The organism is Pseudomonas sp. GD03944 (genome assembly GCF_029839275.1).
Lineage (GTDB): Bacteria > Pseudomonadota > Gammaproteobacteria > Pseudomonadales > Pseudomonadaceae > Aquipseudomonas.
On the sequence record NZ_JAOCAH010000002.1, the window covers coordinates 401,887 to 415,435 of the forward strand.

Annotated in this window: 15 protein-coding genes; 10 read left to right on the forward strand and 5 right to left on the reverse strand. The window is 66.9% G+C overall.

Going from position 1 to position 13,549, the window contains the following annotated elements; translation table 11 throughout:
• Nucleotides 1-199: 199 nt before the first annotated feature.
• Nucleotides 200-1,441 (forward strand): MFS transporter, encoded by a 1,242-nt coding sequence (locus N5C28_RS05570; RefSeq protein WP_279820920.1) that lies wholly within the window; start codon nt 200-202, stop codon nt 1,439-1,441.
• 472 nt (nt 1,442-1,913) lie between these two features.
• Here N5C28_RS05570 and N5C28_RS05575 read toward each other — a convergent pair whose 3' ends face one another.
• Nucleotides 1,914-2,468, reverse strand: coding sequence for a DJ-1 family glyoxalase III (locus tag N5C28_RS05575; RefSeq protein ID WP_279820922.1), 555 nt, complete (start codon nt 2,466-2,468; stop codon nt 1,914-1,916).
• 183 nt (nt 2,469-2,651) lie between these two features.
• On the opposite strand from N5C28_RS05575, the gene N5C28_RS05580 reads away from it, so the two are divergent.
• Entirely contained in the window at nt 2,652-3,941 is a 1,290-nt protein-coding gene (locus N5C28_RS05580) for an NCS2 family permease (protein WP_279820924.1), read from the forward strand.
• A 355-nt stretch (nt 3,942-4,296) separates the two neighbouring features.
• On the forward strand, nt 4,297-5,385 hold the full coding sequence (gene trmA / locus N5C28_RS05585) for a tRNA (uridine(54)-C5)-methyltransferase TrmA (RefSeq protein WP_279820926.1): 1,089 nt from the start codon (nt 4,297-4,299) through the stop codon (nt 5,383-5,385).
• Here trmA and N5C28_RS05590 read toward each other — a convergent pair.
• Nucleotides 5,382-5,768, reverse strand: coding sequence for a DUF4345 domain-containing protein (locus N5C28_RS05590; RefSeq protein WP_279820927.1), 387 nt, complete (start codon nt 5,766-5,768; stop codon nt 5,382-5,384). The genes trmA and N5C28_RS05590 overlap by 4 nt on opposite strands.
• 126 nt (nt 5,769-5,894) lie before the next feature.
• On the opposite strand from N5C28_RS05590, the gene N5C28_RS05595 reads away from it, so the two are divergent.
• Together N5C28_RS05595 and N5C28_RS05600 are read left to right on the forward strand one after the other, a co-directional pair.
• The gene (locus N5C28_RS05595) at nt 5,895-6,329 is read left to right on the forward strand and encodes a DUF411 domain-containing protein (RefSeq protein ID WP_279820929.1); all 435 of its coding nucleotides are present in this window, start codon (nt 5,895-5,897) and stop codon (nt 6,327-6,329) included.
• 77 nt (nt 6,330-6,406) lie between these two features.
• Nucleotides 6,407-7,276, forward strand: a complete 870-nt coding sequence (locus tag N5C28_RS05600) for a neutral zinc metallopeptidase (RefSeq protein WP_279820930.1) — start codon at nt 6,407-6,409, stop codon at nt 7,274-7,276.
• 3 nt (nt 7,277-7,279) lie between these two features.
• Here the strand turns inward: N5C28_RS05600 and N5C28_RS05605 are convergent, their stop codons facing one another.
• Nucleotides 7,280-8,167: a PA4780 family RIO1-like protein kinase gene (locus N5C28_RS05605; RefSeq protein WP_279820932.1), complete on the reverse strand. Its 888-nt coding sequence runs from the start codon at nt 8,165-8,167 to the stop codon at nt 7,280-7,282.
• 97 nt (nt 8,168-8,264) lie between these two features.
• Complete coding sequence (locus N5C28_RS05610) at nt 8,265-9,158, reverse strand: LysR family transcriptional regulator (RefSeq protein WP_279820933.1); 894 nt, start codon at nt 9,156-9,158, stop codon at nt 8,265-8,267.
• A gap of 101 nt (nt 9,159-9,259) precedes the next feature.
• On the opposite strand from N5C28_RS05610, the gene N5C28_RS05615 reads away from it, so the two are divergent.
• Both N5C28_RS05615 and N5C28_RS05620 read left to right on the forward strand, forming a co-directional pair.
• Nucleotides 9,260-9,901: an NAD(P)-dependent oxidoreductase gene (locus N5C28_RS05615; protein ID WP_279820935.1), complete on the forward strand. Its 642-nt coding sequence runs from the start codon at nt 9,260-9,262 to the stop codon at nt 9,899-9,901.
• Between the two features lie 54 nt (nt 9,902-9,955).
• A complete protein-coding gene (locus N5C28_RS05620; RefSeq protein ID WP_279820936.1) occupies nt 9,956-10,234 on the forward strand; it encodes a DUF2218 domain-containing protein in 279 nt (92 codons plus the stop codon).
• A gap of 20 nt (nt 10,235-10,254) precedes the next feature.
• Here N5C28_RS05620 and N5C28_RS05625 read toward each other — a convergent pair whose 3' ends face one another.
• A complete protein-coding gene (locus tag N5C28_RS05625) occupies nt 10,255-10,689 on the reverse strand; it encodes a hypothetical protein (RefSeq protein ID WP_279820937.1) in 435 nt (144 codons plus the stop codon).
• 82 nt (nt 10,690-10,771) lie between these two features.
• On the opposite strand from N5C28_RS05625, the gene N5C28_RS05630 reads away from it, so the two are divergent.
• The 3 genes from N5C28_RS05630 to N5C28_RS05640 all read left to right on the forward strand — a co-directional run bounded on the left by N5C28_RS05630 (nt 10,772) and on the right by N5C28_RS05640 (nt 13,376).
• The gene (locus N5C28_RS05630; RefSeq protein WP_279820938.1) at nt 10,772-11,131 is read left to right on the forward strand and encodes a MerR family DNA-binding transcriptional regulator; all 360 of its coding nucleotides are present in this window, start codon (nt 10,772-10,774) and stop codon (nt 11,129-11,131) included.
• 66 nt (nt 11,132-11,197) lie between these two features.
• Nucleotides 11,198-11,884 carry an SDR family oxidoreductase gene (locus tag N5C28_RS05635; protein ID WP_279820939.1) on the forward strand — a complete coding sequence of 229 codons (687 nt, stop codon included), beginning with the start codon at nt 11,198-11,200 and terminating at the stop codon, nt 11,882-11,884.
• A gap of 130 nt (nt 11,885-12,014) precedes the next feature.
• A complete protein-coding gene (locus tag N5C28_RS05640) occupies nt 12,015-13,376 on the forward strand; it encodes an 8-oxoguanine deaminase (RefSeq protein WP_279820940.1) in 1,362 nt (453 codons plus the stop codon).
• Nucleotides 13,377-13,549: the final 173 nt, after the last annotated feature.

A 13,549-nucleotide genomic window follows, 5' to 3' on the forward strand; every position in this document is an offset into this window, starting at 1 on the left:
TCACCATCAAAAACCGAAGCGCGGTTTTGACCTGGATCAACCATGCCACAAAGAGTACCCCCAGCCACCCCGTGCACCGCTGTGGTTATTTGTCGCGCAAGTCGCACCGATGCAACAGTGTTTCCCTCCCCAACCATGAAACCCAAGCCCTGCAGTCATGCTAGGCTGGCCATCCTTTCCAATAGCTAGCTATCTATCCATGAGCACCCACGGCACGCTTCTCCTGCGTCACCACCGGCCATTCATCTTCTTCTGGCTGGCCCGCGTGTTCACCGCCAGCGGCTTCCAGATGATCACCGTGGCCATCGGCTGGCAGATGTACACCCTCACCGGTAGCGTGCTCGACCTGGGCCTGGTGGGGCTGATCGAATTCTTGCCGAAGATCCTTTTCATCCTGATTACCGGGCATGTCGCGGACCGCTTCGACCGGCGCAAGGTCGCCGCGCTCTGCCAGGGCGCCCAGGGGCTGATTGCCATGGCCCTGCTGATCGGCAGCAGCACCGGCGGCATCAGCCGCGAGATGATCTTCGCCATTGCCTTCCTGCTCGGCACCGCCCGTGCCTTCGAGATGCCCACCACCCAGGCACTGCTGCCGAACATCGTGCCGCCGGGCCTGTTCCCCGCGGCCGTGGCCGCTTCCGCCTCGGCGATGCAGAGCGCGACCATCATCGCCCCGGCCCTGGGCGGCCTGCTCTACGCCGTGGACTCGGCCTGGGTCTACGGCCCGGCCATGGTGCTGTACGTCATCGCCCTGAGCCTGATGCTCAGCCTGCCGTCGCAACAGAAGCCGCTGAAGCAGAAGGTTTCGGTGGAGTCGCTGCTGGCCGGCTTCCGCTTCATCCGCAGCCGGCCGGAAGTGTTCGGCGCGGTGTCCATGGACATGGTGGCGGTGCTGCTCAGCGGCGCCACCGCCCTGCTGCCGGTGTTCGCCAAGGACATCCTGCTGACCGGCCCCTGGGGCCTGGGCCTGCTGCGCTCGGCCCCGGCAGTGGGCGCGTTGCTGATGTCGATCTGGCTGGCACGCCACCCCATCGAGCGGCGGGTCGGCCCGGTGATGTTCACCTCGGTGGCGATCTTCGGCGTCGCCACCATCGGCTTCGGCCTGTCCACCTCGCTGTGGTTCAGCCTGGCGACCCTGGTGGTGCTCGGTGCCGCCGACATGATCAGCATGGTGATCCGCGGCGCCTTCGTGCAGTTGCAGACCCCGGATGAAATGCGCGGCCGCGTGGGGGCGGTGAACGGCCTGTTCATCGGCGCCTCCAACCAGCTCGGCGACTTCCGCGCGGGCCTCACCGCCAGCTGGTTCGGCACCGTACCGGCGGTGATGATCGGCGGCGTCGGTGCGCTGGTGGTGACCGGGCTGTGGATCAAGCTGTTCCCGGCCCTGGCCACCCGCGATCACATGCGTGATCCGCTGGTGGGCGATACCAAGGCGCCCTGAGGCGCCCTCTCGGTTACGGTGCCTGCCACTCGGCAGGCGCCTGCTCCACCCCCTCCATCACATCACGCACCATTCGCCTGGCCTCGTCGCAGGCCTCCTGGGCTGCCCTGTCCGACCGCTGCAGAGCGCCAGCGGGTCCCATGACAGGGGCGTATTCACCTCGCGCTCCTGCTGCTTCGATTCGATCACCCTCCGTGACAACGCGAAGGCCAGCGCCAGGATCACCACCCAGACCAGAATCTGCTTGCCCACTGGGGCCATCTGCCGCCAGACGAGTACTGGCCAGGCAGCCGGCGCGCCACCGCGCGAAGCGAGATCGAGGAAGCAAGCACAGGGTGAACGTCAGCAGCCCCAGCACGGCCGACAGGATCGGCCCGACACCCAGTCGGCCGCGGGAAAACGCACCGGGATCGGGTCGCGCATCACACGGTGCACCCTGTCGGCACCGTGCCCAGAGAAGACGCACCGACGGCTAGCCGACCAGCATGGCCTCCGCCACCTGGCGCCGGGTGCCTTTGCCGCGCAACTGCTCGACCAGGGTCAGGGCGAATTCCAGGGCGGTGCCAGGGCCCTGGCTGGTGATGCAATTGCCGTCGACCACCACCGGCTGGTCGACGAAGGTGCAGCCGCTCAGGCGGTCGCTGAAGCTCGGGTAGCAGGTCATGCGCCGCTGCCTGAGCACACCGTACTGCTGCAGGGCCACGGCAGGCGCGGCGCAGATGCCGGCGAACAGCTTGCCGGCCTTGGCCTGCTGGCGCACCCGTTCGGCCAGCGGTTCGTGCTCGGCCAGGCGCTGGGCGCCCGGCATGCCGCCGGGCAGCACGATCAGGTCGAAATCCTGGGCCAGCACATCGACCAGCATGGCATCGGCGGTCAGCCGGGTGCCGCGGGCGCAGGTGATCATCCGGCGGCCTTCGATGCTGGCCACCACCACCTCGACCTCGGCGCGGCGCAGCACATCGATCAAGGTCACGCATTCGAGGTCTTCGACCCCATCGGCAACGGTGATTACGGCACGTGTGGTCATGGCCTTCTCCTTGCGATACAGAACCCGAACAGCCCGTCCGGTCATAAATTCACCGGCCCGGGGCATGCTGTTATGATGCGCGCCTTTTTTCTGATCGGCAGCACAATCCTGCATCTGGCCCGGGATGTGCTTTGCTTTCGATCAGTTAGTCAACGGCGCGATTGCCGCCCTGGGGAGCCCAGCATGCTGGAAAGACTGTTCCAACTCCAAGCCCACAACACCAACGTGCGTACCGAGGTGCTCGCGGGCGTTACCACCTTCCTGACCATGGCCTACATCCTGTTCGTCAACCCGAGCATCCTCGGCGAAACCGGCATGGACAAGGGTGCGATCTTCGTCGCCACCTGCCTGGCGGCCGCGTTCGGCTCGGTGGTCATGGGCCTGATCGCCAACTACCCGATCGCCCTGGCACCGGGCATGGGCCTCAATGCCTTCTTCACCTACACCGTGGTGCTGGGCATGGGCCACACCTGGCAGGTGGCACTGGGCGCGGTGTTCCTCTCGGCGTGCCTGTTCTTTCTGCTGTCGATCTTCAAGATCCGTGAATGGATCATCAACAGCATTCCGCTGGAGCTGCGCTCGGCCATCGCCGCCGGCATCGGCCTGTTCCTGGCGCTGATCGCCCTGCAGAACGCCGGCATCGTCGTTGCCAACCCGGCCACCATGGTCGGCATGGGCGACATGGGCAGCCCACAGGCGCTGCTGGCAATCCTCGGTTTCTTCCTGATCATCGGCATGGAGGCCATGCGCGTGACCGGCGCCGTGCTGATCAGCATCCTGGTGGTCACCGGCCTCAGCATCTGGCTTGGCGTCAGCGAGTTCGGCGGCGTGGTGTCGATGCCGCCCTCCCTGGCCCCGACCTTCATGCAGCTGGACATCGCCGGCGCGCTGGATGTGGGCCTGATCAGCGTGATCTTCGCCTTCCTGTTCGTCGACCTGTTCGACAACTCCGGCACCCTGATCGCCGTGGCCAAGAAAGCCGGCCTGATGCGCAAGGACGGCCACCTGCCGAAGATGGGCCGCGCCCTGATCGCCGACAGTACCGCGGCGCTGGGCGGCTCGCTGCTGGGCACCAGCACCACCACCAGCTACATCGAATCGGCTGCCGGCGTCAGCGCGGGCGGACGTACCGGCCTGACCGCCATCGTGGTCGCCGTGCTGTTCCTGTTCGCCCTGTTCTTCGCCCCGCTGGCCGGCAGCGTGCCGCCCTTCGCCACCGCACCGGCGCTGCTGTTCGTCGCCGTGCTGATGGCCTCGGGGATGGCCGAGATCGACTGGGACGACATCACCGTCGCCGCCCCCGTGGTCGTCACCGCGCTGGCCATGCCGCTGACCTACTCCATCGCCACCGGCATCGCCTTCGGCTTCATCACCTGGGTGGCCGCCAAGACCCTGGCCGGCCGCGCCCGCGAGCTGAACGGCATGCTGGTGGCACTGGCGGTGTTCTGCGTGATCAAGCTGGCGCTGTTCTGAGTCCCTGGTGGGCTGAAGCCCACCCTACAGCCAGCAGCCACTCCCCCGTAGGGTGGGCTTCAGCCCACCACACAAGCAGCAGCCACTCCCCGTAGGGTGGGCTTTAGCCCACCACACAGCCAGCAGCCATTCCCCGTAGGGTGGGCTTTAGCCCACCACACAAACAGCAGCCATTCCCCGTGGGGTGGGCTTCAGCCCACCACACAAACACCACCCCGCCTGATCGTTCCCACGCCCCGCGTGGGAACGACTCCCCGGAGCTCCGCGTCCCGCCTCACCGATGATCGACGACGGCGGCACGCTGGCAAGGGAATCGCTACAATGGCGCCCCGTTTTCCTGCCCCATGAGTGACCGATGAGCCGCCCTGCATTCGACCCTGCCCTCTATGACGCCCAACTCGCCGAGAAGAAGGCCCGCCTGGTCGAACTGCTGGCGCCGTTCGACGCCCCCACCCCCGAGGTGTTCGAATCGCCGCGCGAGCACTACCGCCTGCGTGCGGAGTTCCGCCTGTGGCGCGAGGGCGAGGACCGGCACTACGCCATGTTCGAAGCCGGCGACAAGCACACGCCGATCTTCTTCGACGACTTCCCGATCGCCAGCGCCCGCATCAACGAGCTGATGCCGCGCCTGAAAGCGGCCTGGCAGGGCAGCAAGGCCCTGGGTTTCAAGCTGTTCCAGGTCGAGTTCCTCACCACCCTGTCCGGCGACGCCCTGATCACCCTGTGCTACCACCGCCCGCTGGACGACGCCTGGCAGGCGGAAGCCGAGAAGCTGGCCGCCGCGCTGCAGGTGAACCTGGTCGGCCGCTCCCGCGGCAAGCGCATCGTCGTTGGCAAGGACTACGTGGAAGAAGCCCTGCAGGCCGCGGGCCGGACCTTCCGCTACCGCCAGCCGGAAGGTGCCTTCACCCAGCCCAACGGCGAGGTGAACCAGAAGATGCTCGGCTGGGCCTACGAGGTGCTGGGCGAGCGCCAGGACGACCTGCTGGAGCTGTACTGCGGCAACGGCAACTTCACCCTGCCCCTGGCCACCCGCGTGCGCAAGGTGCTGGCCACCGAGATCAGCAAGTCCTCGGTCAACGCGGCCCTGGCCAACCTGGACGACAACGGGGTGGATAACGTGACCCTGGTGCGCCTGTCCGCCGAGGAGCTGACCGAAGCGCTGAACGAGGTGCGCCCGTTCCGCCGCCTGGCCGACATCGACCTGAAAAGCTACGACTTCGGCAGCGTGTTCGTCGACCCGCCGCGCGCCGGCATGGACCCGGATACCTGCGAGCTGACCCGGCGCTTCGAGCGCATCCTCTACATCTCCTGCAACCCGGAGACCCTGGCCGCCAACATCGCCCAGCTCAACGACACCCACAAGGTCACGCGCTGCGCCCTGTTCGACCAGTTCCCCTACACCCACCACATGGAAAGTGGCGTGCTGCTGGAGCGGCGCTAGTCGCGGTCCAGGCCGCGTAGCGCCCAGAAGCACAGCCCGGCCGACACCACCTCCAGCAACAGGGCATAGAGGTTGAAAGTCTGCTGGGTGCCGCCGTCCAGCCACAGGCCGCCGATGCGCGCCATGGCCAGCGCGCAATAGAGCAACACCATCAGCATCAGCGCGCCCCGCATCAGTTCCAGGCGGCTGAGCGACAACGCCAGGAAGGCCGCCAGGCCGATCTGCAGCCCGCCGTAGTAGGCCCGCACATCGGTGGCCGCCGCCGGCGCCAGCAACAGCATGCCGCTCAGGTTGGCCATTTCATGGGGCCGGATGAAATACGCCAGCCCCAGGCCCGCCAAGGCCAGGATCTGGATGATCAGGATCACGCGTGCGAGCAGCATGGCCGGTTCACCTCGGGGTCATCGTGTTCGCAGCATAAGCCCCCGGGGCCCATCCGCAAACCACGGCCCTTGGGGCCGTGCTGTCGGCGCGCTATGCTCGCCTCTTTATCCTCAGGAGTAAGCCGCATGCGCCCGATCATGATGCTCACCGCCCTGTTCGCCGGGTTCGTCCAGGCCGCCGAGCCCTTGACCATCGACGTGCACCGCGACGCCAACTGCGGCTGCTGCACGGCCTGGATCAGCCACCTGCAGGACAACGGTTTCACCGTCAACGACCACGTCGAGCCGGACATGGCCGCGGTCAAGCAGCGCCTCGGCGTACCGCCGCGCCTGGGGTCCTGCCACACGGGTGTGATCGACGGCAAATTCGTCGAGGGCCACGTGCCCGCCGCTGACATTCTCAAGCTACGCGCCCGGCCGGATCTGCTGGGCGCCGCCGTGCCCGGCATGCCCACCGGTTCCCCGGGCATGGAGCGCGGTAACATCCGTGACGCCTACCAGGTCATCGGCCTCGACAAGCAGGGCGGCGAACAGGTGATCACCGCCTACCCGGCCCAGTGATGCGCTGACGGCCGGGCTGGCGCGCCCGCCGGACTGCGACGACACTGAGGAACGGGATTGGCAGCAGGAGCCGGGCAATGCGCTGGAAACGGGCACGACGCAGCGACAACGTAGTGGATGCGCGCGGCAGCGGTGGCGGCATGCGCATGGGCGGTGGCAAGGGCCTGAGCCTGGGCGGCGTCGCCATCGTGGTGATCGTCGGCCTGCTGATGGGCCAGGACCCGCTGCAGATTCTCGGGCAACTGGCCGGCCAGGCCACCCAGAACAGCGCCCAGGCCCCTCGGCAGGCGCCACCGGCCAACGACGAGCAATCGGAATTCGTCCGGGCCATCCTCGGCGACACCGAAGACACCTGGCGCGAAATCTTCCAGGGCGCCAACCGTCAGTACCGTGACCCGACCCTGGTGCTGTTCAGCGGCGGCGTGAATTCCGCCTGTGGCTTCGCCAGTTCGGCGGTCGGTCCCTTCTACTGCCCGGGCGACCAGCAGGTGTACCTCGACCTGGAGTTCTTCCGCGAGCTGGAGCAGCGCTTCGCCGCGGCCGGCGACTTTGCCCAGGCCTACGTCATCGCCCATGAGGTGGGCCACCACGTGCAGACCCTGCTGGGCGTGTCGGCCAAGGTCAACACCGCGCGCCAGCGCGGCGAGAAAATGGAGGGGGACAACGGGTTGCTGGTTCGTCAGGAGCTGCAGGCCGATTGCCTGGCCGGGGTCTGGGCCCACCACGCCCAGCAGCGCCTGGACTGGCTGGAGCCGGGGGACCTGGAGGAAGCGCTGAACGCCGCCAATGCCATCGGCGACGATCGCCTGCAGAAACAGACCCGTGGCCAGGTGGTGCCGGACTCCTTCACCCACGGCACCTCGGCGCAGCGCATGCGCTGGTTCAGGCTGGGCTTCGACGAAGGCAACGTCGCGCGCTGCGACACCTTCCAGGCGGCCCGCCTGTAACCCTCAGCGCATCCAGGGCGGCGTCGGTTCCTCGCCCTGGGGCGCGTCTTCGGCATTGAGCAGGGCCTGGCGCCGCGCCTCTTCGGCCAGCGCCGCCTTGATCTCGCGCATCACGGCGTCCACGTCGGCGCTGTCTTCCTCGTCCTTGAATTCGCCGGTCAGCGGGGTGTCCGGGGTCAGTTTGCCTTCCTCGTACAACGCCCACATTTCCTTGGCGTACTTGCTGTACTTGAGCTCGGGCGCGTACTGGCCGAAATAGGCCGCCATGTTGCCGACGTCGCGCTCCAGCATGCGGAACGCGTGGTTGTTGCCGGCCGCGTCCACCGCCTGGGGCAAGTCGATGATCACCGGCCCTTCCGGGCCGAGCAGCACGTTGAATTCGGACAGGTCGCCGTGCACCAGGCCGGCGCACAGCATCTTGACGATTTCCTGGATCATGAACGCGTGGAACTCGCGGGCATCCTCGGGCAGCAGGTCGACGTCGTTGAGGCGCGGCGCCACATCGCCCTCGCCATCGGTGACCAGCTCCATCAACAGTACGCCTTCGAGAAAGTCGTAGGGCTTGGGCACGCGCACGCCGGCGTTAGCCAGACGAAACAGCGCCGCCACTTCGGCGTTCTGCCAGGCTTCTTCCTGCCCCTTGCGCCCGTACTTGGAGCCTTTGGCCATGGCGCGCGCGTCACGGCTGTTACGAACCTTGCGGCCCTCCTGGTACTCGGCGGCCTGGCGGAAACCCCGCTTGTTGGCTTCTTTGTAGACCTTGGCGCAGCGCAACTCGTTGCCACAGCGCACTACGTAGACCGCCGCCTCTTTGCCGCTCATCAGGGGGCGTATCACCTCATCGACCAGACCGTCTTCGACCAGGGGTTCTATACGTTTTGGCGTCTTCATCAGCTTTGACCGCGGATCCTTTGTTGCCCAGTTCCTGTTTGTTGCCCGTTATACGGCAATCCTCCGGCAGCGCCCAGCCCATGGCGGGCCTCAGGTCTCAACCGTTGAACAAATGCCGGCGCAATGCCTCGATGGCATAACGGACCTTGGCCGGCTGCGCATCCCGGCGTGGCGTGACCAGGTACACCCCGGAAGCCGGCAGGTGCCACTGCGGCAGCAATTCCCTCAGGCTGCCGCTCGTCAGTTCTTCGCGCACTTCCTGCTCCGGCTGCAGCGAGATGCCCATGCCCGCGAGGGTGAAATGGCGCACCGCGAGGATGTTGTTACAGCCTACACGACTCTCGACGCGCAGCTTCTGCACCTCGCCGTCGGTGGCATGCTGCAGGCTTAGCACGCTGTTGTGGGGCGCACCGTTGAGCGTTACCCAATCCTGCCCGATCAGGTCTTCAGGGTGGTTGATCGGCGCTCTGCGCGCCAGGTAGGCGGGGGCTGCGCACAGCAGCATGCGGGTATCGCCGATATGCCGCGCCACCAGGCTGGAGTCCTCCAGGGTGCCCACCCGGATGGCCAGGTCGATGCGCTGTTCGATCAGGTCGATCTGCTCGTCCTGGAAGAACAGCTTGATGCTGAGCCCGCTGTGGGCCTGCAACAGCGGCGCCAGGGCGGCACTGATCGGCCGGCCGGAAAACCCCACGGGCGCGGCGATGCGCAACTCCCCCACCGGCGCGTCGCGCAACTCGGCCAGGCGCTGTTCGGCCTGCTGCGCCAGGGCCAGGACCTGGGCGCAGCTCTGGTAAAAGGTATGCCCCGCCTCGGTCAGGGTCAGCTTGCGGGTGGTGCGGTGCAGCAGGCTGACCTGGGTGCTGTCCTCCAGCTTGCGGATCTGCTGGCTGACCGCCGAGGCCGTCATGCCCAGCACCTCGGCCGCCGCCACCATGGACCCGCGATCGACCACCGTGGCGAAGATCGCCATGCGCTTTAGCTGTTCCATTAATAAGATCCGCTTAATAGTCAAAGCAGTTTTAGCCTATTTTTCCGCCATTTATCCAGCTGTCATTATCTTTCCACCTCAACACAAGCGGATAACCCCCTATGAAAATCGCCTTGATCGGCGCCAGCGGCTTCGTTGGTGCAGCCGTCCTGCAAGAAGCCCTGGACCGCGAACACCAGGTCACCGGCATCGTGCGCAACCCGCAGAAACTGCCGCAGCATGCCGCCCTCACGGCGGTTGCTGGCGACGTGCATGACGCAAGCGCCCTGGCGGCGCTGATCGCCGGTCACGATGCGGTGATCCATGCCTTCAACCCGGGCTGGGGCAATGCCAACATTCGCGCCGAGTTCATCCAGGGCACCGAGGCCATCTATGCCGCCGCCAAACAGGCCGGCGTGAAGCGCCTGCTGGTGGTCGGCGGTGCCGGCAGCCTGTACGTGGCGCCCGGCCTGCAACTGATCGACACCCCGGACTTCCCGGCCGAATACAAGGACGGTGCCGAAGGCGCACGCCAGGCCCTGAACCTGCTCAAGACTGAAACCAGCCTGGACTGGAGCTTCATCTCACCGCCCGCCCACCTGCACCCCGGCGAGCGCAGCGGCCAGTTCCGCATCGGCGGCGACGAGCTGCTGATGAAGGGCGACGAGCCGGCCGGCATTTCCGTGGCCGACCTCGCCGTGGCGATCATCGATGAACTGGAACGCCCGGCTCACGTCCAACAACGCTTTACCGTCGGTTATTGATCCACCGTGCGGGCGTGGCACCGGCCACGCCCGCGCAACCTGCGAGGAACTTCCATGCTGTCCAGCAGTGCATTCGTCACCACCGAAACACCCGGGCGCTACATCGGCCGCCTGTGCAAACACTTCGCCCACAAGATCCCCGTCGAATTCGACGAGCAGCACGGGCGCATCGAATTCGAAATGGGCCTCGCCCTGCTCACCGCCGAAGCCGGCGGCCTGCGCCTGAGCGTGCAGAGCAACGACGCCGCCGGCCTGGAAAAACTCCAGCACGTGGTCGCCAGCCACTTCGAACGCTTCGCCTGGCAGGAAGCCCTGACCCTGGACTGGCAGTAGCCATCCATCCCAGGATCGCCTCAGACCGTGGGAGGGGCTTCAGCCACGACAGGCTGCGCGGCCTCCCGTACCGGCAGCAGTTGGGCGATGCACCAGGCGAGTTCGAGGGCCAGGAATACCGCGATCAGCACCGTGGCGCCCTGGCTCAGGGCGTAGGCCTGCCAGGTGGCGAACAGCAGGCGGCCGGCGGCGTCGTAGCGGCCGAAGAGGATCTGTGGCTGGCGGATGCGCAGTACCGACCAGACGCAGACGATCGAGCCCATCAGGTTGGCCATCAGCATGTGCATCGGCTCGAACGGCGGCAGCGTGCCCGGCAGATCCAGGCTGCGGCTGATCAACTGCAACGCGCCGTGCAGGGCGGCGAAGCTCCAGGGCGTGACGAAGGCGATGGTCACCAGCAGGTCGTACCAGCCGCTGACCCGCACCAGGCGGCGGTAACGTTCGGGGGTCCACATGGGTACAGCTCCATTGATGTGAGGAGCCGCGAGGCTAAAGCCTGGAGTACACTCCAAGGTCAAGCCCCTTCGAGTTCACCCCATGCGCATCGGACAACTGGCCCAGGCCTGCGATGTCAGCCGCGACACGCTGCGTTTCTACGAGCAGCGTGGGCTGATCGCCGCCCGGCGCACCAGCAACGGCTACCGGGATTACCCGGCCGACATGGTGCAACTGGTGCTGTACATCAAAACCGCCCAGCGCCTGGGCTTCACCCTGGGCGAGATCGGCGACAGCGTCGGTGCGCTGTGGCAGGCGAGCGACCCGGACAGCGCCGTGACCCGCCTGCTGCAGGACAAGCTGGCACTGATCGAGACCCGCATCGCCGAGCTGGAACACCTGCGCCACGAACTGCGACAACGGCTCGGCCAGGCCTGCCCGTTGAATCCCGAACCCCGCTAATACTGCTTTCATGCCAGGGCGATGGCCCGGCGGCATGAAGCCCGTTTCGTTATCAGGAGAAACCCCATGCGTTCGACCCGAACCGCTCTGATCATCGGCGCCTCGCGCGGCCTTGGCCTGGGCCTGGTGCAGCAGCTGCGCGCCAACGGCTGGCAGGTCACCGCCACCGTGCGCGACCCGCAACGCGCCGACGCCCTGCGTGCCGTGCCCGAGGTGCGCATCGAAACCCTGGACATCGACGACGGCGCCTCACTCGATGCCCTGGTCACCCGCCTGGACGGCCAAGTGTTCGACCTGCTGTTCGTCAACGCCGGCATCCTCGGCCCCGACCACCAGTCGGCCAGCGGCGCCACGGCCGCCGAACTGGGCCAGCTGTTCATGACCAACGTGGCAGCACCGATCCGCCTGGCCGAGCGCTTCATCGGGCAACTGCGGCCCCAGGGCGCGGTGCTGGCATTCATGAGTTCGGGACTGGGCAGCGTGGCCAACCCGGAAGGCAACAACCTGGCGCTGTACAAGGCGAGCAAGGCGGCGCTCAACTCGTTGACCAACAGCTTCGTCTGCACCCTGGCCGAGCCACGCCCCACCGTGCTGTCGCTGCACCCCGGCTGGGTCAAGACCGACATGGGCGGCGACGGTGCCGAACTGGAAATCGTCGACAGCTGCCGCGGTCTGGTGGCCCAGGTCGAGGCCTACAGCGGCCGCGGCGGCCACCACTTCATCGACTACCAGGGCCAGACCATCCCCTGGTGATTGCCCCTTGCGACGATGCCGCCTGTGCGCGTATCGTCGCCACCACGCCCTCACCGGGCGCACCTGGATCAGCAGACAGGGTCAACACTGAGCTGGCTTACCTGAACTCACCCTCAGAGGAGCCTGCTCAATGGCAGCTACCCGCACCCGTATCTGGATCAAGAACCCCCTCGCTATTTTCACCGCCAATGACCTCGACGCCGCCGGCGGTCTGGTCATCGAGAACGGCGTCATCGTCGAATTGCTCGGCGCCGGCCAGCGTCCTTCGACACCCTGCGACCAGACCTTCGATGCCCGCGAGCATGTGGTCCTGCCGGGCCTGATCAACACCCATCATCACTTCTACCAGACCCTGACCCGCGCCTGGGCGCCGGTGGTCAACCAGCCTCTGTTTCCCTGGCTCAAGACCCTGTACCCGGTGTGGGCGCGCCTGACGCCCGAGAAGCTGGCGCTGGCCAGCAAGGTGGCCCTGGCCGAGCTGCTGCTGTCCGGTTGCAGCACCGCGGCCGACCACCACTACCTGTTCCCCGGCGGCCTGGAGAACGCCATCGACGTGCAGGTCGAGGCGGTCCGCGAGCTGGGCATGCGCGCCATGCTGACCCGTGGTTCCATGAGCCTGGGCGAGGCGGACGGCGGCCTGCCGCCGCAACAGACCGTGCAACAGGGCGAGGTGATCCTGGCCGACAGCCAGCGCCTGATCGAGCGGTATCACGAGCGTGGCGACGGCGCGCAGATCCAGATCGCCCTGGCGCCCTGCTCGCCGTTCTCGGTGACCCAGGACATCATGCGCCAGAGTGCCGAGCTGGCCGAGACACTCGACGTGCGCCTGCACACCCACCTGGCGGAAACCCTCGACGAAGAAGACTTCTGCCTGCAGCGCTTCGGCCTGCGCACCGTGGACTACCTGGACAGCGTCGGCTGGCTCGGCCCGCGCACCTGGCTGGCCCACGGCATCCACTTCAACCCGGATGAAATCGCCCGGCTCGGTGAAGCGGGCACCGGCATCTGCCACTGCCCGAGCTCGAACATGCGCCTGGCCTCCGGTATCTGCCCGACCGTGGACCTGGAAGCCGCCGGCGCACCCATTGGTCTCGGGGTCGACGGCTCGGCGTCCAACGATGCCTCGAACATGATCCTCGAAGCCCGTCAGGCCCTGTACATCCAGCGCCTGCGCTACGGCGCCGAGAAGATCACCCCCGAGCGAACCCTGGGCTGGGCCAGCAAGGGCTCGGCGCGGCTGCTGGGGCGCAGTGACATCGGCGAGCTGGCGGTAGGCAAACAGGCCGACCTGGCCTTCTTCAAGCTCGACGAACTGCGCTTCTCCGGCAGCCACGACCCGCTGTCCGCCCTGCTGCTGTGCGGCGCCGACCGGGCCGACCGGATGATGATCGGCGGCACCTGGCGGGTCATCGACGGGCAGATAGAGGGGCTGGACGTGGCGCAACTGATTGCCGACCACCGCCAGGCGGCCCGTGAGCTGATCGCGGGGTGATGGGCTGGGCGCTTCGCGGTGATCCACGCTCTGCAAGAGAAGCGCATCGCCGCTGAAGCGCCTCCCTCGGGATGGGGTTGCTGCCCGTGACGCCAGCCGTCGCGGCTGGCGTCACGGGGCGAGGCGAAATCCTGTCCTAGCGGTTAAACTTTGCGGCTAACCCGCCTGATTGA

Coding starts and splice junctions, on each gene's coding strand:
- N5C28_RS05575 (WP_279820922.1), bottom strand. CDS start 2,468: ATGACCACACGTGCCGTAATCACCGTTGCCGATGGGGTCGAAGACCTC.
- N5C28_RS05580 (WP_279820924.1), top strand. CDS start 2,652: ATGCTGGAAAGACTGTTCCAACTCCAAGCCCACAACACCAACGTGCGT.
- N5C28_RS05590 (WP_279820927.1), bottom strand. CDS start 5,768: ATGCTGCTCGCACGCGTGATCCTGATCATCCAGATCCTGGCCTTGGCG.
- N5C28_RS05620 (WP_279820936.1), top strand. CDS start 9,956: ATGCTGTCCAGCAGTGCATTCGTCACCACCGAAACACCCGGGCGCTAC.
- N5C28_RS05595 (WP_279820929.1), top strand. CDS start 5,895: ATGCGCCCGATCATGATGCTCACCGCCCTGTTCGCCGGGTTCGTCCAG.
- N5C28_RS05635 (WP_279820939.1), top strand. CDS start 11,198: ATGCGTTCGACCCGAACCGCTCTGATCATCGGCGCCTCGCGCGGCCTT.
- N5C28_RS05600 (WP_279820930.1), top strand. CDS start 6,407: ATGCGCTGGAAACGGGCACGACGCAGCGACAACGTAGTGGATGCGCGC.
- N5C28_RS05610 (WP_279820933.1), bottom strand. CDS start 9,158: ATGGAACAGCTAAAGCGCATGGCGATCTTCGCCACGGTGGTCGATCGC.
- N5C28_RS05605 (WP_279820932.1), bottom strand. CDS start 8,167: ATGAAGACGCCAAAACGTATAGAACCCCTGGTCGAAGACGGTCTGGTC.
- N5C28_RS05615 (WP_279820935.1), top strand. CDS start 9,260: ATGAAAATCGCCTTGATCGGCGCCAGCGGCTTCGTTGGTGCAGCCGTC.
- trmA (WP_279820926.1), top strand. CDS start 4,297: ATGAGCCGCCCTGCATTCGACCCTGCCCTCTATGACGCCCAACTCGCC.
- N5C28_RS05570 (WP_279820920.1), top strand. CDS start 200: ATGAGCACCCACGGCACGCTTCTCCTGCGTCACCACCGGCCATTCATC.
- N5C28_RS05640 (WP_279820940.1), top strand. CDS start 12,015: ATGGCAGCTACCCGCACCCGTATCTGGATCAAGAACCCCCTCGCTATT.
- N5C28_RS05630 (WP_279820938.1), top strand. CDS start 10,772: ATGCGCATCGGACAACTGGCCCAGGCCTGCGATGTCAGCCGCGACACG.
- N5C28_RS05625 (WP_279820937.1), bottom strand. CDS start 10,689: ATGTGGACCCCCGAACGTTACCGCCGCCTGGTGCGGGTCAGCGGCTGG.